The sequence below is a fragment of the Nonomuraea phyllanthi genome (assembly GCF_006334985.2).
Classification (GTDB): Bacteria; Actinomycetota; Actinomycetes; order Streptosporangiales; family Streptosporangiaceae; genus Nonomuraea; species Nonomuraea phyllanthi.
Window position 1 is genome coordinate 196,449 of record NZ_VDLX02000001.1, and the last position, 16,857, is coordinate 213,305.

Genomic DNA, 16,857 nt, shown 5'->3' on the forward strand with positions numbered 1-16,857 from the left:
CTCCTGAATGACAACATTCACCTTTGTCACCCGAAGAGTACAACGGCTAGCCGACGAGGAACTGGGTGGCGGCGAGCTCGCGGTAGAGCTCGTCCTCGCCGACCAGCGACTCGTGCGTCCCGACCGCCCGTACGCCGCCGCCCTCCATGACCACGATCCGGTCCGCGTTCGTCACGGTGGACAGCCGGTGCGCGATCACCAGCACGGTCGTCTCCGCGGCCACCTCGGCGATGACCTCGCGCAGCCGCAGCTCGTTGACGGCGTCGAGCTGGGACGTGGCCTCGTCGAGCAGCAGCAGCCGGGGCTTGCGCAGCAGCGCCCTGGCGATGGCCACGCGCTGCCGCTCGCCGCCCGACAGCAGCACGCCGCGGTGCCCGACCGCCGTCTCCAGCCCTTCGGGCAGCCTGGCCACCAGGTCGTCGAGCCGCGTACGGGCGATGGCCCGGCCCAGCTCCTCCTCGGTGACGTCCCCGGCGGCGAAGAGCAGGTTCTCCCTGAGTGTCCCGGCCAGCACGGGCGCGTCCTGCTCGACGTACCCGAGCGCGGCCCGCAGCTCGCCGAGCGGCCAGTCGCGGATGTCGCGCCCGCCGATGGCGATGGATCCGCCCTGGTGCTCGTAGAAGCGCTCGATCAGCGCGAACACCGTCGACTTGCCCGCCCCCGACGGCCCCACCAGCGCGGTCAGCCCGCCGGGCGGCACCTCGAAGCTGACCCCGTCGTGCACGATCGGCCGGTCGTCGCCGTACCGGAAGGTCACGTTGTCGAAGGTCACCCCGACCGGCGCGGCAGGTCCAGTGACGGGGGCGCTGTCGGGCTCGGCGGGCAGGTCCTCGATCTCCTTGATCCGCCGCATCGCGGCCAGGCCCTGCTGGAGCTGGACGCCGCCCTGGACGAGCTGCCCGATCGGCGGCACGAGGTAGAACAGGTAGAGCAGGAACGCGATCAGCGACGACACCTCAAGGGTGCCCGACGCGACCCTGGCGCCGCCGACGGCCAGTACGGCGAGGAACGCGATCTGCACGGCCATCCACGTCGCCACTCCCGCGAGCGACGTCCACCCGGCGACCTGGAGGCCCCGGTCGCGGGCGCGCACCGCCGCGTCGCCCACCACCGCGATCTCCCGCTCCTCCGCGCCGCTGGCCTTCACGGTCCTGTACGCCTGCAGCGCCCGGTCCAGCACGGCGCCCATCTCGCCCACGGCCTCCTGGGCCTGGGTCTGCGCCCGCTGGATGCGTGGCATGATGAGCGCGACGAGCCCCCCGATCACCACCACCACGAGCAGCGTGACCAGCAGCAGCACGCCGTCCATGGTCGCCATCATGACGATGGCCCCGACCAGCATGAACGCGGAGCTGACGGACTCGACGACGCCGTTGGTCAGCACGGCGCGCAGCAGCGTGGTGTCGCCGGTCACCCGCGACAGCAGGTCGCCGGGCTTGAGCCGGTCGACGTCCGCCACCCGCAGCCGCAGCATCCGGTCGACGAGCCTGCGCCGGGCGCCGAGCACGATGCCCTCGCCCGTGCGCTCCATCAGGTAGCTTCCCCCGGCCGACACGACGGCACCGATCAGGACGGCCGCGGTCAGTCCTAACAGCGGCCCGGCCATCGAGCCCGCCTCGCCGAACGCGTCCACGACGTACTTGGCCAGCAACGGCATCGCGAGCCCCGCGGCCGAGCCGATCAGGCCCAGCAGCCCGCCCACGAACAGGATCTTCCGGTGCGGGCGGATGTAAGCGAGCAACTCCCCGACCACCACATCTCCTTTCACAACATTTCCTGGCTTGTCCAACGATCGGCGCGGCACCTTCCGCACCACGCCGACAGGGTCAACCTAAATTGACGACCTGAGTATGTCAACTTTGGTTGACCCTCCTCCTTGAGGAGGAGATGACATCCAGGCGCGCCCCCCGGACGAATAGGGCGTCGAGGAACCCGGCCGGAACCTCGAGACAACCGATCAGCCCTTCCGAAAGGACCCACGATGGAGCTCCGGATCAACCGGCGCGCTCTCGTCGGACTCGGCCTCGCCGCTGCGGTCACCGCGTCGTCGCTGGCCGTGCTCCGCACCGACTCCGGCACCGCTTCCTCGCACCGCGAGGCCCCGATGATCGCGGGCGACCCGCAGCACGACAACACGGACGTGTACGCGTTCGTGAGCCCCGACAAGGCCGACACCGTGACCCTGCTCGCGAACTGGATCCCGTTCGAGGAGCCCAACGGCGGCCCGAACTTCTACCCGTTCGCCACGAAGTCCCGCTACAACATCAAGATCGACAACAACGGCGACGCCAAGGCGGACATCACCTACCAGTGGACGTTCCGCAACGAGGACCGGCGCGGCACCACCACGTTCCTCTACGCCAACGGCCCCGTCACCTCGCTCGACGACCCCAACCTGCTCTTCCGCCAGCGCTACACGCTCAAGAGGATCACCCACGGCGGCACCAGGACGCTCGTCCGCGACGGCGTCGTCGCGCCGAGCAACACCGGCCCCGCCTCCATGCCCGACTACGGCACGCTGCGCACCCAGTCGCTCAAGAGCCTGCCCGGCGGCGGCAAGGCGTTCGCCGGCCAGTCGGACGAGGCGTTCTTCCTGGACCTGCGCGTGTTCGACCTGCTCTACGGCGGGGACCTGACCGAGGTCGGCCAGGACACCACCCGCGGCTACAACGTCAACACCGTCGCCGTCCAGGTGCCCGCCAAGGAGCTGGCCCTCAAGGGCGACGTCAAGCGCAACCCCGTGATCGGGGTGTGCTCGACGACCGACAAGTTCAACGGCAGCAGGTACGTCCAGGTCTCGCGCCTGTGCAACCCGCTGGTGAACGAGGTCGTCTCCCCCGCCGGGCTCAAGGACGCCTTCAACGCCCTGCCCCCGGAGCGGGACGCCGACGTGGCGCCGCTGGTCAAGCGGGTCACCGACCCGGAGGTGGCCAGGTTGCTGGAGGGCATCTACGGCATCAAGGCCCCGCCGACCCCGCGCGACGACCTGGTCGAGATCTTCCTGACCGGCATCGCCAAGGGGAACGGCCCGATCAAGGCGGACCTGAACTCGCAGGTGCTCAACAAGGACGCCGGCAAGCTCCGCCCGGCGGAGATGCTGCGGCTGAACATGGCGATCCCGCCGTCGAAGGACCCGAACCGCCTCGGCGTGCTGGCCGGCGACCTGCAGGGGTTCCCGAACGGCCGCCGCCTCATGGACGACGTCGTGGACATCGAGCTGCAGGCCGTGGCCGGCGCCGCGCTGACCGGCAAGCTCGTGCCAGGACTCACGGACAAGGTGGACAGGAACGACAAGCCTCTCCTGCAGTCGTTCCCGTACATCCCGCTGCCCGGCAACGCCGCGGTGAACCAGCACTGAGCCCCCGGCCGGCCGCGCCTCCCGTCGCGGCCGGCCGGCCCCCTCCCACGGCACTGGAGTCCCGGACATGCGTTCCCTCGCCCTCTTCGCCGGCCTGGCCCTGCTCGGCGCCCTGGCCTTAACAGTCGTCTCCTTCTCGGCGCCGCCCTCCGCGCAGCGGCCGGTCGCGCGGGCCGGTCCGGTCGCCGAGACGCTGCGCGACCGGCTGGCGCGCCTGCCGGGCGACCACCGCGGCTGGGCGCGGCTCGCCTCCCAGTACGTCGACCAGGCCAGGGTCACCGGCGACCCCTCGTACTACACCAAGGCGGAAGGCGCGATCGCCCGGGCCGCCGCACTGCGACCCGGCGACGACGCGGTGCTCACCGGCCAGGCGGCGCTGGCGGCGGGCCGCCACGAGTTCGCCGACGCGGTACGGCTGGCCGAGCGCGCCACCCGCGCCAACCCGTACGGCGCCGCCGCCTTCGGCGTGCTGGCCGACGCGAAGACGCAGCTCGGCGACCTGCGCGGGGCGCGGCGGGCCGTGGACAGGATGCTGGAGCTGCGCCCCGGGGTGGCGGCCTTCGCCCGCGCCTCGTACGCGGCCGAGCTCCGCGGCGACCAGGCGAAGGCCCGCGAGTACCTCGAACTGGCCGAGCGCGACGCCTGGGCGCCCGCCGACGTCGCCTACGCCCGCTACTACCTGGGCGAGCTGGCCCTGCACTCCGGCGACCTCGCCACGGCCTCCCGCCGGTACGCGCAGGCCCTGCGGGCCTACCCCGCCTACACCCCGGCGCTCGCCGGGCAGGCCAGGGCCGCCGCGCTGGGCGGCCGCCTGACCGAGGCGCTGAGCCTGTACGAGAAGGTCGTCGAACGCCTGCCGCTCCCCCAGTACCTGATCGAGCAGGGCGAGACCCGGCTCAAGGCGGGCCTGCCGGCCGACTGGACGCTGCTCGGGGCGCAGCGCGAGCTGTTCAGGGCCGCGGGCGTGCGCGACGACCTGACCTGGGCCGAGTTCGAGGCCGACCACGGTGACCCGGCACTGGCCGTCCGGCACGCCAGGGCCGAGTACGCCCGCCACCCGAACCTCGTCGCCGCCGACGCGCTCGCCTGGGCCCTGTTCAGGGCGGGCCGGCCGGCCGAGGCGCTGCCGTACGCGAGGAAGGCCACCGCCACCGGCTGGCGCAACCCGCTCCTCGCCTACCACCGGGCCACGATCCAGCGGGCGCTGGGCCGGCCCGCCGAGGTGGACCCCGGCTTCGACCCCGATTTGCCCGCACTGGCGAGGTTCTCATGAGATCCCGTTCGCTCGTCGTCCTCCTGCCGCTGCTCTGCGCGGCCCTCCTGCTCGGGGCCGCCCCCGCACGGGCCGCCGTGCCCGTGGCGGCGCACCCGCTGGGCAACTTCACCGTCAACCACTACAACGGCCTGCGCGTCACGCCCTCCGAGGTGCGCAACCTCGCCGTCGTGGACCTGGCCGAGCTGCCCACGCTCCAGGCCAGTGCCCAGGTGGACGGCTCGTACGCGGCCCGCCGCTGCGCCGCCCTGGCCGCCGCCCAGCGGCTCGCGGTCGCGGGCAGGCAGGTGCCGTGGCGGGTGGCCGGCTCCTCCTTCGCGTACGCCCCCGGCCAGGGGGGCCTCCGGACCAGCCGCCTGACCTGCCGGCTCGTGGCCGGGGTCCGCGCCACGGGGGCCGTGGAGTTCACCGACGGGTTCGAGCAGGACAGGATCGGCTGGCGCGAGATCACCGCCGTGGGCGACGGGGTGCGGCTGGCCCGCTCCTCGGTGCCCTCCGAGAGCGTGAGCGGGGAACTGCGGGCCTACCCGGACGATCTCCTCGCCGACCCGCTCGACCAGCGCACCGCCGTCCTGGCCGTCTCGCCCGGCCCCGGCCTCCCGGCCACCGGCGCTCCCGGCGGCGCTCCCGGCCCGGCCGGGTTCGGGGGTCCCGTGGGCGACGCCCTGGCCGCCCTGGAGCGCACGTTCACCGGCCTGATCGGTACGGGCACGCTGACGGTGCCGCTCGGCCTGCTGGCGGTCGGGCTGGCCGTGGTGCTGGGGGCCGGGCACGCGCTGATCCCCGGGCACGGCAAGACCATCATGGCCGCGTACCTGGCCGGGCGGCGCGGCCGCCCGCGCGACGCGCTCGTGGTGGGCGCGACGGTGACGGCCACCCACACGGCCGGGGTGCTGGTGGTGGGGCTGCTGCTGAGCGCGTTCACGGCGCTGGCCGGCGAGTCGGTGCTGGGCTGGCTGGGGGTGGCCAGCGGCGCGCTGATCGCCGCCATCGGCCTGCGCCTCCTCCTGAACGCCCGCCACCCCCGCTCGCCGCACGGCCACGGCCACGGACATGTCCATGTCCACGGGCACGGCCACGGGAGCAAGGGCGAGGGGGCGGCGAAGCGGGCCGGTCTGGTGGGTCTCGGCGTCGCGGGCGGGCTCGTCCCCAGCCCCTCGGCCCTCGTCGTGCTGCTCGGGGCCATCGGTCTCGGCCGCACCTGGTTCGGGGTGGCGCTGGTGACCGCCTACGGCCTGGGCATGGCCGCCACCCTCACCGTCACGGGCCTGCTCCTGGTCAGGCTCGTCGACCGCCTGGAGCGGCGCGCCTCAGCCGGCCGCCGCCTGGCCGCCCGGCTCTCGCGCCTGGCCCCGGCGGGGACGGCCGCGATGGTGCTGCTCCTGGGCGCCGGCCTGGCGCTCCGCTCGGCCATCGCCCTCTAGCGCCGCTGCGCGTGCCGTGGCCGAGCTCCGGGTCCGGGCTCGGGCAGCACCTCCTCGGCGCCAGCGGTCAGGGTGTGGCCACGTGTGCAGGACAGTTGCAGTCGCACGTCCGCGCCGCAGCCGCGGTGCCGATAGGTCGTGGCGGGGCCTGCTGGATCGGCCAGATGCGCGTCGCCCCACTCGTGCAGGGCGGCCAGGATCGGGAAGAGATCCTGCCCCGCGGGCGTGAGGTGGTACTCGTGCCGCTCCCGTCGACCCGGCAGGCGATACGGCCTGCGGACGAGCAGGCCGCACTCGACGAGAAAGTCCAGGCGGCGTGCCAGCATCGGGGCCGAGACCCCCAGATGTTCCTGGATCTCGTCGAAGCGGCGCAGGCCGCGGAAGAGCTCGCGCAGGATCACCAGCACCCAGGGCTTGCCCACGATGTCGGCGGTGCGGCCGACGCTGCAGTTGGACGGATCCTGCTCACTCCATTCCATGTCCACCATCCTATCTAGCTTCACTTTCGCAAGTCAGCTAATCTAGCTTCCAAAATGGAAGCTAGATGGGAGACACCCATGCCACTCACCCGAATCACCCTGCGGGAAGACACGCCCGCCGCTACCAGGCAGGCAATCGCCGACGCCGTACACGACGCCATGACCACGGTCATCGGGATTCCGCCGGGGGACCGGTTCCAGATCATCGAGCGGCGCAGCGCCGACGAGCTGATCTTCGATCCCCACTACTTGGGGGTGGACCGCCATAACGTTGTGTTCCTGCAGATCGCACTGGTGCGCGGTCGCCCGGACGAGCTCAAGCAGCGGCTCTACCGCGAGATCGCGCAGCGACTCGCGGCGGTGGGCATCCGGCCCGAAGACCTGGTCATCACGCTGGTGGAGAACGACCGCGCCGATTGGTCCATCGGCAATGGACACGCGCAGCTGCTCGACCCGGAGTTGCTCGCACGCCACGGCATTTCCGCGGTCACGCCGGGCGCGTCACACTGACAGCCGAACAATCCGACCGCTCTCGGGCGAGGCGCGCGGCGCAGCCACGCACCACCAACCGGGAGGTTGTCCGGGTTGGGCTGAGGCTTGGCGTGAGACGCACTGCTGAGCAGCTCTTTCGATGTGTGGCTGCCGGGTGATGGGGCGAGGGTGTCGTGGGTCAGAGTTTGTGAGCATCAACCCAACGCCCTCGCCACTGCACTGCATGCCAGGACCGACGATCTGTTGCACCAGCGTCATGCAGGTCCGTGGCACCGGCCTGAAGTTCGGGCAGCCCGATGCCGATCGGTGCCCGAAGGGATCACTTTCGCGGCCGGCCCTCCGAGCTGTCCGACTGGAGGAAGTCGAGGGTGGCCAGTTCACTCACGGTCGCTTGAAGCTGGGTGATGCGGGCGCGGCCGATCCGGACGAGTTCTTCACCCGCGCCGACCCACTGGCCGAGATCGCGTGCGAGGGGCGGAATGCCGGCAAGCATGTCGGCGCTCTCCCTCAGGGTGATTCCCACGCGTTGCGCGGCGAGTGCGAGTTTGATCCGGCAGATCGCGTCCACGGTGAAGCGGCGAGCGTTGCCGCTGCTCCGATAACCCTTGATCACACCGTAGCGCTCGTAGAATCGGACGGCGTTTGCCGTCACGCCGGCAGCCCTGGCCACCTGTCCGACCGTGAGTGAGGCATGGCGCGCAACGAGGTCGTGGTGCTCGGTGGTGGTCATGGCACACTTCCCGCGTTCGCTGACGAATCTCGCCGGTCCAGTATCACCGGGGCGCGGCGTGGTGAGCGCAAGCGTACGACCAGGGCAAGCGCCATCACGATGAGGGCCGCTACCTGGGTCAGCCGCAGGGCGTCCACGATGGTGGCCGTTTGAGCGGCACCGGCCGCCGCTCCCAGGCCGGCCGGCGCCGCGAGCGACCCTCCGCCGGTCATCGCGGCGGTCAACGCCGTGAACAGCGCACTGACCGCTACTGTGCCCATGCCGTTGGCGATCGTGCTCACCAGCGACAGGAGCGCAGAGCCGGAGGCCAGGTCGGGGCCGTTGAGATCACGGCTGGAACTGGACATCGTCGGCATCATGATCGCGCCGGTGCCCGCTCCTTGAGCGAATCCGATCAGGCCGAGCACCAGGTAGGGGGTGTCCGGCCGGAGGATGACCACCTGGACGAGCCCGGAGGCGATCGCGAGGCCGAGCCCTGTGCCGACCACCAGCCGGGGACCGAGCCGTTCCAGGATCCGGGCGGCGAGCTGCAGGCTGATGCCCATGCCGACCGCACCGGGGACCATCAATGCGGCCGTGACCGATGCGCTGTCGAGGCGCAGCGTCTGCACGTAGGCAGGCATCAACACGACGGATCCGAAGTAGGGAGCCGCATACAGGGCGAGAACCACGGCGCCCCTTCCGAACGTCGCATTGCGGAACAGCCCGATCCGCAGCAGCGGTTCGGGATGGGTCAATGCCCGGGCCGAGAACGCCGCGACCGACACCGCACCGCAGACGACGGCAACGACGCGCACGACGGCCGGGCTGTCCTGGGCGCTGACGCCGTAGGCCACCGCGACGATGCCCGGGACCAGCAGCATCGCTCCGGCCAGGTCCAGCCGGGCCCGCCGGCCGCGTGCGGGATCGGCCGGCAGCCAGGCCAGCGTGCCCACGCTGCCCAGCAGCGCCAGCGGCACGGTGATGAGGAACAGCGCCCGCCACGACCCCGCCCCCAGGAGCGACGCGCCCAGCACCGGGCCCAGGATCGGCCCGATCAGCATCGGCAGGCCGGTGACCGCCATCATCCGGCCACGGCGTTCGGGCACGACCGCGCCGAACCCGATCGCCATCCCCAGCGGCGTCATCAGGCCACCGGCAAGGCCCTGCGCCGCCCGTGCGGCGATCAGCCAGCCCAGGCCGCCGGCTGCGCCGGCGGCGGCGGACGCGACCGCGAAGGCGATCAGCGCCCCCAGATACATGCGACGGGCACCCCAGCGTGCGGCGAGACCGGCAGCAAGCGGCATCGTCGCGACCATCGCGAGCGCGTAGGCGGTGATGATCCACTGGGCGGCGGTCAGCGACGTGCCGAACGCCGCCATCAGCTGCGGCAGCGCCACCGCGACGATCGTGGCGTCCAGCACCGCCATCAATCCGCCGAACGCCAGCACGATCCCGGCGCGCAGCTCCGGTCCGGTCAGCTTGTCCATGCCCTGCCGGCCAGATCCGCGATGCGGTGGGAGCGCAACGCGCGGGCCCACGTACGCAGCTCGTTCATCGTCGCATGCAGCGCCTGCACCGTACCCGGCGGAGGAACGAAACGGCCGTCGGCGTCGAGGTGCTCCCACGCCATCGGCAGCAGGACCGATTCCCGGACCGTGGTGGCCCGCAGCTCGGGGAAGACCGTCCGCAACTGCTCGACGGCCCTTATACCGCCCGAAGCGCCGTATCCGACGAACGCGACCGGCTTGTACGCCCACTCGGTGAAGTGCCAATCGATCGCGTTCTTCACCGGCGCCGGGAAGCTGTGGTTGTACTCCGGGACGAGGAACACGAATCCGTCAGCGTCCGCGAGCCGGCCCGCGATCGGGGACGCGGCCGCCCCGCCCGGCCGCATCTCGTGCATCGGCAGCGACACCGAGGCCAGGTCGATCATGTCGAGGTCGAGCCAGTCGATCGCGGCGAGCTCGCGTTCCAGCCACGCGGCGAGAGAATCAGCCAGCCTGGGCTTGCGCACGCTCCCGATCACCACTGCGATGCGGAGCCGGCCGTTGAGGTTGTCTTGCATCATGGCTTCGACGCTAGATATTCGCCTATAGGCGAGCTCAAGTCGATCACCACGGGCCAGGCGGCTCGCCTGTCGTGCCGGAACCTCGACGAACCGGCATTGCCTCTAGCGCTGCTTTCTCGAGATCGACCGCCGCGTGGAGGGCAGATCGTGCCGCCCGGACAGGAACTCCTGGAAGGCGATCTTGCCCCGGATCACCGGCCGCCGCCAGCGTTCCTCGCGCCGCAGGGCAGTGGCCATCTTGCGCGGCGAGCCCTTGGCGTAGCGCCAGCGGGCCCACGGGGAGCCGGGGCGCGCCAGCCGTACCGTGCCCACCACCAGCATCGGCGGGATGAACAGGCCCGCCATGCCCGTCCAGATCTTGCCCTTGAGCAGCGTGACGACGGCCAGCGCCAGGTTGGCCACGATCAGTAAGGCGGGGTTGATCGGCGTGCCGTAATCCCAGGTCAGGGGGCGCAGGCCGATGAGGAGCAGGCCGGTGACGGCGACGGCGATGAAGACGGCGTCGACCGACGTGCGCCCCTCCTCCTCCCAGTACACGTCGTGCAGGTGCAGGATCAGCGCGAACTCGTCCAGCACCAGCGCGGACCCGATGCCGAAGACGGAGGCCGCGGCGGCGTAGCCGATCTGCGAGGCGGAGGAGACGATGAGGCCGGAGACGCCCCCGACCAGCATCAGCACCACACCGAACACGACGTGGTGGATGTGCATCTCGCCCACGTTCACGTCGCGGAACCAGCCGATCTTGGCCCTGATCAGGCGGACGTTGATGCGGGTGGCGATGAACGCCACGATGAGCGTGACGAAGTAACAGAACAGCGGCAGCCGTCCTGTGGCGATGATGTTCTGCTCGAACCAGTTCCCCATGACTCTAGAAAGAGATGGTACGAGCCGTCCGCCCCTTCCATGCCTCAGGACAGGAACGCCCGCAAAAGGGCGGCTGTGGCCTCCAGGTGCTCGGTCACCGCCCGCCGGGCGGCGTCGGGGTCGCCGGAGAGGATGGCGTCCACGATGGCCCGGTGCTGCACGGCGGTGTGGTCGAGGTTGACCTGGAGCATCGGGATCGCGTTCAGCAGGTCGCCGACCCGGGAGCGGGCGTCCGCGCACGTCGTGGCGAGCAGCGTGGAGCCGGTCAGCTCCGCGATGGACAGGTGGAAGGCGGTGTCGAGGCGGCGGTAGTCCTCGATCGCGGCCCCGTTCACCTCCTCCAGCCGGCGCAGGAGCACGGCCCGCTGCTCCTCCGTCAGCTCGGAGGAGGCCAGCACCTGCGCCGCCCCGCACTCCACCGCCAGCCGGAACGTGAGCGCGTCGGACAGGTCGTCGCTGCCCATCTCGGCCACGGCCTGCCGCAGGTCGCCGGCGTCCGGCTGGGGCGGCGCGTACGTGACGAAGGCCCCGCCGTAGCGGCCCCTGCGCACGTCGAGATAGCCCGCGTCCGACAGCGCCCGGATCGCCTCGCGCAGCGTGACCCGGCTGATGCCGAGCCGGGCGGCGAGCTCCCGCTCGGGCGGCAGCTTGTCACCCGGCGGGACCACGCCGAGCTTGATGGCCTGGAGCAGCCGCTCCACGGTCTCCTCGAAGGCGTTGCCGGCCCGCACCGGGCGCAACACCGTCATCAAACGCGCCGACTCGTCCAACATGTCCTCAGGTCTTGACAAGCGAAGCCGTCGTACACCTCAATGGTCTAAGACTAGCCCAATCGGTGGGAGACGGCGTGAGCGAAGGCACGGGGATCCTTTCCGTCAGCGAGCTGCGCGACGAGGTGGCGGCCGGACGCATCGACACGGTCCTCCTCGCGATCGCCGACATGCAGGGCAGGTTGCAGGGCAAGAGGCTGTCCGCACGCTATTTTCTCGACGAGGTGCTGCACCACGGCTCCGAGGGATGCAATTACCTGCTCGCCGTGGACGTGGACATGAACACCGTCTCGGGCTACGCGATGTCGTCCTGGGACCGGGGCTACGGCGACTTCGTGATGAAGCCCGACCTGTCGACGCTCCGCAGGGTGCCCTGGCACGAAGGGACCGCCCTGCTGATGGCGGACCTGGCCTGGGAGGACGGCGGCGACGTGGCCGCCTCGCCGCGGCAGGTCCTGCGCAGGCAGCTGGCCCGCCTCGCCGAGCGCGGCCTGGCCGCGTACGTGGGCACCGAGCTGGAGTTCTGCGTCTACGAGGACGCCTACGAGGACGCCTGGCGGCGCGGCTACCGCGACCTGAGGCCCGCCAACCTCTACAACGTCGACTACTCCCTGCTCGGCACCTCCCGCGTCGAGCCGCTGCTGCGGCGGATCAGGCGCGGCATGGAGGGCGCGGGCCTGTACGTCGAGTCGGCCAAGGGCGAGTGCAACCTGGGCCAGCACGAGATCGCCTTCCGCTACGAGGAGGCGCTGCGGACCTGCGACCAGCACGTCATCTACAAGACCGGCGCCAAGGAGATCGCCGCCCAGGAGGGCCGCTCGATCACCTTCATGGCCAAGCCGAACCAGCGCGAGGGCAACTCCTGCCACATCCACATCTCGCTCCGCAGCTCCGACGGCGACCCGGTGATGGCGGGCGAGGGGCCGTACGGGCTCTCGCCGCTCGGTGCCCGCTTCATCGCCGGGCAGCTCGCCTGCATGCGCGAGCTCACCCTCCTGTACGCCCCCAACATCAACTCCTACAAGCGCTACGTCCCCGGCAGCTTCGCGCCCACGGCCGTCAAGTGGGGCGTGGACAACCGCACCTGCTCCCTCCGGCTCGTCGGCCACGGCCGGTCGCTGCGCGTGGAGAACCGGGTGCCGGGCGGCGACGTCAACCCGTACCTGGCGGTGTCGGCGCTGGTCGCGGCCGGGCTGCACGGCATCGACAGCGAGCTGCCGCTGGAGGCCGCGTACGACGGCAACGCCTACGACTCCGGCGCCGAGACCGTCCCGCACACGCTGCGGGACGCGCTGGCGCTGTTCGAGGGCTCGAAGCTGGCGCGCGAGACGTTCGGCGAGGACGTGGTCGAGCACTACGCGAACAACGCGCGGGTGGAGCTGGCCGCGTTCGACGCGGCGGTGACGGACTGGGAGATGTTCCGTGGGTTCGAGCGGATGTGAAGCGGGCACATGAAGATCATTAATCCGGCGACGGAGTCCGTCGTCGCCGAAATCGAGTTCGCCGACGCCGCCGAGGTGGACCGGGCGGTGGAGCGTGCCAGGAAGGCGTACGCGAGCTGGCGCGAGGTGTCGCCGGGCGACCGGGCGCGGCTGCTGCGCGCGTTCGCGGACCTGGTGGACGCCCACGGCGAGGAGCTGGCCGGGCTGGAGCTGGCCAACGCCGGGCACCCGATCGGCAACGCCCGCGCGGCCGCCCGCAACGTGCGCGACGTGCTGCACTTCTACGCCGGCGCCCCCGAGCGCGACCACGGCAGGCAGATCCCGGTGCCCGGCGGCGTGGACGTCACGTTCCAGGAGCCGCTCGGGGTCGTGGGCGTCATCGTGCCGTGGAACTACCCTATGATGATCATGTCCTGGGGCATGGCCCCGGCGCTGGCGGCCGGCAACACGGTGATCGTCAAACCGGCCGAATGGACTCCGCTGACCGCGCTGAGGCTGGCCGAGCTGGCCCTCGCGGCGGGCCTCCCCGAGGGGGTGCTCCAGGTCCTGCCTGGGGCAGGGGAGGTCGCGGGAGCCCGCCTGGTGGAGCACCCGGGCGTGGCGAAGATCGTGTTCACCGGCTCGACCGAGGTGGGCAAGGAGATCGCCGCCAAGGCCGCGCGGCACGTCAAGCGGGTCACGCTGGAGCTGGGCGGCAAGTCCGCCAACATCGTCTTCGCCGACGCCGACCTCGACAGGGCGGCGAGGAGCGCACCCTACGCGGTGTTCGACAACTCGGGTCAGGACTGCTGCGCCCGGTCGCGGCTGCTCGTCCAGGCCGAGGTGTACGACGAGTTCATGGAGCGCCTCGCGGCGGCCGTCCGCGCGGTCAAGGTCGGCGACCCGCTCGACGAGAGCACCGAGATGGGCCCGCTGATCAGCGCCGAGCACCTCGACCGCGTGCGCGGCTTCGTCCGCGGCACCCCCTACCTGCAGGGCTCCTGCCCGGACGGAAAGGGCTACTGGTTCCCGCCGACCGTGCTGACGCCCGAGGTGACCGACCCGGCGTTCACCGAGGAGATCTTCGGGCCCGTCGTGTCGGTGGCGCGCTTCGAGGACGAGGCGCAGGCCGTACGGATCGCCAACGACACCCCGTACGGCCTGAGCGGCTCCATCTGGACCCGCGACGTCGGGCGGGCGCTCCGCGTGGCCAGGGCGGTCGAGGCGGGCAACCTGTCGGTCAACTCGCACTCGTCGGTCCGCTACTGGACGCCGTTCGGCGGCTTCAAGCAGTCCGGGCTCGGCAGGGAGCTCGGCGCCGACGCCCTGGCGGCGTTCACCGAGACCAAGAACGTCTTCATCTCCTGGGAGTGACACGTGCAGCGATTGCTGGACCGGGTGGCGGTCATCACCGGCGCGGGCAGCGGCATCGGGCTGGCCAGCGCGCGCAGGCTCGCCGAGGAGGGCGCGAAGGTCGTCTGCGCCGACGTGGACGAGGCGGCGGGCGCCAAGGCGGCGGACGAGGTCGGCGGCCTGTTCGTCAGGGCCGACGTGACGAACGAGGACGACGTCGTACGGATGTTCAGGACGGCCCACGACACCTACGGCAGCGTGGACGTCGCCTTCAACAACGCCGGCATCTCGCCCCCCGACGACGACTCGATCCTGGAGACCGGCATCGACGCCTGGCGGCGCGTCCAGGAGGTGAACCTGACCAGCGTCTACCTGTGCTGCAAGCACGCCATCCCTTACATGCGGCGCCAGGGCAGGGGCTCGATCATCAACACCGCGTCGTTCGTGGCGGTCATGGGCTCGGCGACCTCGCAGATCTCGTACACGGCCTCCAAGGGCGGGGTGCTGGCGATGTCGCGGGAGCTCGGCGTGCAGTTCGCCAGGGAGGGCATCAGGGTGAACGCGCTGTGCCCCGGGCCGGTGAACACGCCGCTGCTGCGGGAGCTGTTCGCCAAGGACCCGGAGCGGGCGCAGCGGCGGCTGGTGCACGTCCCCATGGGCCGCTTCGCCGAGGCGTCGGAGATCGCGGCGGCGGTGGCGTTCCTGGCCAGCGACGACTCGTCGTTCATCACGGGCAGCGAGTTCCTGGTGGACGGCGGCATCTCCGGCGCGTACGTCACACCGCTGTAGAAGGTCGCTGCTGAAGGTCCCTGCTGAAGGTCGCTGTAGGAGGTCATGGTGCGCCGCCCGGTCATCGGCATCACGTGCTACGTCGAGCCCGCCGCCTTCACGGTCTGGCGGGACATGACCGTGGCGCTGCTGCCGTACATGTACGTGGAGCAGGTCGTGCGCGCCGGCGGGCAGCCCGTCGTGCTGCCGCCGGGCGGCGAGCCCGCGCAGGTCGTGGGCCGCCTGGACGGGCTCATCCTGGCCGGCGGCGGGGACGTGGACCCGGCCCGGTACGGCGAGGCCCCCGGGCCGCAAACCGGTTATATCCGCAAATTTCGTGATGAGGCGGAGTTCGCGGTGCTCGGTGCGGCGCTCGACGCCGGCCTGCCGTACCTGGGCATCTGCCGCGGGCTCCAGGTGCTCAACGTCGCGCTCGGCGGCACCCTCCACCAGCACCTCCCCGACGTGGTGGGGCACGCCGGCCACTCCCCCGCACCCGGCCGCTTCGGCCCCCTGCCCGTGACGCCGGTCCCGGGCAGCCGCGTGGCCAAGGCGCTGGGCAGCGGCCCCGTGACCGTGCCCCACTACCACCACCAGGCCGTCGACCGCCTCGCGCCCGGCCTCGCCGTCACCGCCACCGCGGACGACGGCACGATCGAGGCGGTCGAGCTGGACGCGGCACCCTTCGCCGTGGCCGTGCAGTGGCATCCTGAGGCGGCCGAGGACCACGCGCTGTTCGAGGCGCTCGTCACCGCCTGCCGCTGATTGGGCCTTACTGGAAAGCTTCTTTACTTTTAAGCTCGGAGACGTGGAACTCGAGGTGCGCCACCTCCGGGTGCTGTGCGCGATCGCCGACACCGGGAGCATCTCCCGGGCCGCCGGCGCCCTGGGGATGTCCCAGCCCGCCCTGGCCGCCCAGCTCCAGCGCATCGAACGGCGCCTCGGCGGCGCGCTGTTCGAGCGCGGGCCCGCCGGCGCCACCCCCACCCCGCTCGGCGCGTGGCTGCTCGCCAGGTCGCGGTCGCTCCTGCCCGCCTTCGAGGAGCTGGAACGCGACACCCTGCGGCGCGCGGAGGCGGCCGGGCACGCCCGGATCCGGGTCGGCTGCGCGCCCACCCGGCTCGCGATCTACGTGGCCAAGAGCCTGCGCACGCTGCTCCCCGACGCCGACATCAGCCTGCGCACCGAGCAGTCGCTCGACCCGCTGCCCGGCCTGCTGGCCGCCGAGCGGATCGAGCTGGCCACGCTGGACGACTACCCGGGGCACGAGCTGTCGCCGCCGCAGGGCGCGGTGTACGGGGTGATCGCGACAGAGCCGCTGTTCGTGGGCCTGGCGCACGACCACCCGCTGGCCGGGCGGGACGAGGTGGAGCTGGCCGACCTGGCGGACGCCGACTGGGCGCTCCCGCCGATGGTCGAGGCGGGCCCGCGCGAGCACTTCTGGGCCGCCTGCGCGGCGCGCGGCTTCGAGCCCCGCATGTCGTACGGCGTCAACCTCGACGTGGCGCTCGACCTGATCGCCGAGGACCGCTGCGTCGGCCTCTTCCAGGCGACCGCGCCCGCCCGGGGCCGGGTCACGCTCCGCCCGCTGTCGGGGACCCCGCTGCGCTTCCGGCACCTGGTGGGCTGGTCGGCCCGCGGCCCGCTCGCCGGGCACGCCGCCGACCTGGTCCAGGCGGTGACGAAGACGTACTGGGCGGAGTCGATGCGGGCGCCCGTCTACCGGGCATGGCTGAAGCGCCACGGGCCACTCGATCACGGCCATAGCGTGAACTTATAGGAAAGTGTTGGGTTCCAGCCTTCGCACTGGCGATGGCATGGTTTGAGTGACCCCAGCCGGCCGGGGCTCTTCCACTCCACACCCCCCGTAGGAGC

General features: G+C 71.7%; 16 protein-coding genes. 9 read left to right on the forward strand and 7 right to left on the reverse strand.

Annotated features, from left to right (window positions below):
* Positions 1-46: 46 nt before the first annotated feature.
* Positions 47-1,756: an ABC transporter ATP-binding protein gene (locus FH608_RS00920; protein WP_394367651.1), complete on the reverse strand. Its 1,710-nt coding sequence runs from the start codon at positions 1,754-1,756 to the stop codon at positions 47-49.
* Positions 1,757-1,981: 225 nt separating this feature from the next.
* On the opposite strand from FH608_RS00920, the gene FH608_RS00925 reads away from it, so the two are divergent.
* The 3 genes from FH608_RS00925 (at position 1,982) to FH608_RS00935 (ending at position 6,055) form a co-directional block, all read left to right on the forward strand.
* The gene (locus FH608_RS00925; RefSeq protein WP_139627795.1) at positions 1,982-3,358 is read left to right on the forward strand and encodes a DUF4331 domain-containing protein; all 1,377 of its coding nucleotides are present in this window, start codon (positions 1,982-1,984) and stop codon (positions 3,356-3,358) included.
* Between the two features lie 67 nt (positions 3,359-3,425).
* Positions 3,426-4,631 carry a tetratricopeptide repeat protein gene (locus FH608_RS00930; RefSeq protein WP_139627796.1) on the forward strand — a complete coding sequence of 402 codons (1,206 nt, stop codon included), beginning with the start codon at positions 3,426-3,428 and terminating at the stop codon, positions 4,629-4,631.
* Complete coding sequence (locus FH608_RS00935; protein WP_193318176.1) at positions 4,628-6,055, forward strand: nickel/cobalt transporter; 1,428 nt, start codon at positions 4,628-4,630, stop codon at positions 6,053-6,055. Before FH608_RS00930 ends, FH608_RS00935 begins: the two co-directional genes overlap by 4 nt.
* Here the strand turns inward: FH608_RS00935 and FH608_RS00940 are convergent.
* Positions 6,052-6,534, reverse strand: a complete 483-nt coding sequence (locus tag FH608_RS00940; RefSeq protein WP_139627797.1) for a winged helix-turn-helix transcriptional regulator — start codon at positions 6,532-6,534, stop codon at positions 6,052-6,054. The two genes, FH608_RS00935 and FH608_RS00940, sit on opposite strands and share 4 nt — an antisense overlap.
* 78 nt (positions 6,535-6,612) lie before the next feature.
* Here FH608_RS00940 and FH608_RS00945 point away from each other — a divergent pair, with 78 nt between their 5' ends.
* The gene (locus tag FH608_RS00945) at positions 6,613-7,044 is read left to right on the forward strand and encodes a tautomerase family protein (RefSeq protein WP_193318177.1); all 432 of its coding nucleotides are present in this window, start codon (positions 6,613-6,615) and stop codon (positions 7,042-7,044) included.
* 301 nt (positions 7,045-7,345) lie between these two features.
* Here FH608_RS00945 and FH608_RS00950 read toward each other — a convergent pair whose 3' ends face one another.
* The 5 genes from FH608_RS00950 to FH608_RS00970 all read right to left on the reverse strand — a co-directional run bounded on the left by FH608_RS00950 (position 7,346) and on the right by FH608_RS00970 (position 11,419).
* The gene (locus tag FH608_RS00950; protein ID WP_139627799.1) at positions 7,346-7,756 is read right to left on the reverse strand and encodes a MerR family transcriptional regulator; all 411 of its coding nucleotides are present in this window, start codon (positions 7,754-7,756) and stop codon (positions 7,346-7,348) included.
* The gene (locus FH608_RS00955; RefSeq protein ID WP_139627800.1) at positions 7,753-9,225 is read right to left on the reverse strand and encodes a DHA2 family efflux MFS transporter permease subunit; all 1,473 of its coding nucleotides are present in this window, start codon (positions 9,223-9,225) and stop codon (positions 7,753-7,755) included. The genes FH608_RS00950 and FH608_RS00955 overlap by 4 nt, the downstream gene beginning before the upstream one ends.
* Entirely contained in the window at positions 9,213-9,806 is a 594-nt protein-coding gene (locus FH608_RS00960; RefSeq protein WP_139627801.1) for an NADPH-dependent FMN reductase, read from the reverse strand. Before FH608_RS00960 ends, FH608_RS00955 begins: the two co-directional genes overlap by 13 nt.
* A gap of 102 nt (positions 9,807-9,908) precedes the next feature.
* The gene (locus FH608_RS00965; protein ID WP_139627802.1) at positions 9,909-10,670 is read right to left on the reverse strand and encodes a hypothetical protein; all 762 of its coding nucleotides are present in this window, start codon (positions 10,668-10,670) and stop codon (positions 9,909-9,911) included.
* 44 nt (positions 10,671-10,714) lie between these two features.
* Positions 10,715-11,419, reverse strand: coding sequence for a FadR/GntR family transcriptional regulator (locus FH608_RS00970; protein ID WP_139627803.1), 705 nt, complete (start codon positions 11,417-11,419; stop codon positions 10,715-10,717).
* 98 nt (positions 11,420-11,517) lie between these two features.
* On the opposite strand from FH608_RS00970, the gene FH608_RS00975 reads away from it, so the two are divergent.
* The 5 genes from FH608_RS00975 to FH608_RS00995 are packed head-to-tail and all read left to right on the forward strand — an operon-like array spanning position 11,518 to position 16,762.
* Positions 11,518-12,882, forward strand: coding sequence for a glutamine synthetase family protein (locus FH608_RS00975; protein WP_139627804.1), 1,365 nt, complete (start codon positions 11,518-11,520; stop codon positions 12,880-12,882).
* 9 nt (positions 12,883-12,891) lie between these two features.
* Complete coding sequence (locus tag FH608_RS00980; protein WP_139627805.1) at positions 12,892-14,235, forward strand: aldehyde dehydrogenase family protein; 1,344 nt, start codon at positions 12,892-12,894, stop codon at positions 14,233-14,235.
* Between the two features lie 3 nt (positions 14,236-14,238).
* Positions 14,239-15,003, forward strand: coding sequence for a 3-oxoacyl-ACP reductase (locus FH608_RS00985; RefSeq protein ID WP_139627806.1), 765 nt, complete (start codon positions 14,239-14,241; stop codon positions 15,001-15,003).
* Between the two features lie 45 nt (positions 15,004-15,048).
* On the forward strand, positions 15,049-15,747 hold the full coding sequence (locus FH608_RS00990; protein ID WP_139627807.1) for a gamma-glutamyl-gamma-aminobutyrate hydrolase family protein: 699 nt from the start codon (positions 15,049-15,051) through the stop codon (positions 15,745-15,747).
* Between the two features lie 43 nt (positions 15,748-15,790).
* Complete coding sequence (locus FH608_RS00995) at positions 15,791-16,762, forward strand: LysR family transcriptional regulator (protein WP_226898846.1); 972 nt, start codon at positions 15,791-15,793, stop codon at positions 16,760-16,762.
* The last annotated feature ends 95 nt before the right edge of the window (positions 16,763-16,857 follow it).

Bases quoted from the DNA above. Each gene is read 5' to 3' on its own strand.
- FH608_RS00925 (WP_139627795.1), top strand. From the start codon at position 1,982: ATGGAGCTCCGGATCAACCGGCGCGCTCTCGTCGGACTCGGCCTCGCC.
- FH608_RS00930 (WP_139627796.1), top strand. From the start codon at position 3,426: ATGCGTTCCCTCGCCCTCTTCGCCGGCCTGGCCCTGCTCGGCGCCCTG.
- FH608_RS00935 (WP_193318176.1), top strand. From the start codon at position 4,628: ATGAGATCCCGTTCGCTCGTCGTCCTCCTGCCGCTGCTCTGCGCGGCC.
- FH608_RS00940 (WP_139627797.1), bottom strand. From the start codon at position 6,534: ATGGAATGGAGTGAGCAGGATCCGTCCAACTGCAGCGTCGGCCGCACC.
- FH608_RS00945 (WP_193318177.1), top strand. From the start codon at position 6,613: ATGCCACTCACCCGAATCACCCTGCGGGAAGACACGCCCGCCGCTACC.
- FH608_RS00950 (WP_139627799.1), bottom strand. From the start codon at position 7,756: ATGACCACCACCGAGCACCACGACCTCGTTGCGCGCCATGCCTCACTC.
- FH608_RS00955 (WP_139627800.1), bottom strand. From the start codon at position 9,225: ATGGACAAGCTGACCGGACCGGAGCTGCGCGCCGGGATCGTGCTGGCG.
- FH608_RS00960 (WP_139627801.1), bottom strand. From the start codon at position 9,806: ATGATGCAAGACAACCTCAACGGCCGGCTCCGCATCGCAGTGGTGATC.
- FH608_RS00965 (WP_139627802.1), bottom strand. From the start codon at position 10,670: ATGGGGAACTGGTTCGAGCAGAACATCATCGCCACAGGACGGCTGCCG.
- FH608_RS00970 (WP_139627803.1), bottom strand. From the start codon at position 11,419: ATGACGGTGTTGCGCCCGGTGCGGGCCGGCAACGCCTTCGAGGAGACC.
- FH608_RS00980 (WP_139627805.1), top strand. From the start codon at position 12,892: ATGAAGATCATTAATCCGGCGACGGAGTCCGTCGTCGCCGAAATCGAG.
- FH608_RS00990 (WP_139627807.1), top strand. From the start codon at position 15,049: ATGGTGCGCCGCCCGGTCATCGGCATCACGTGCTACGTCGAGCCCGCC.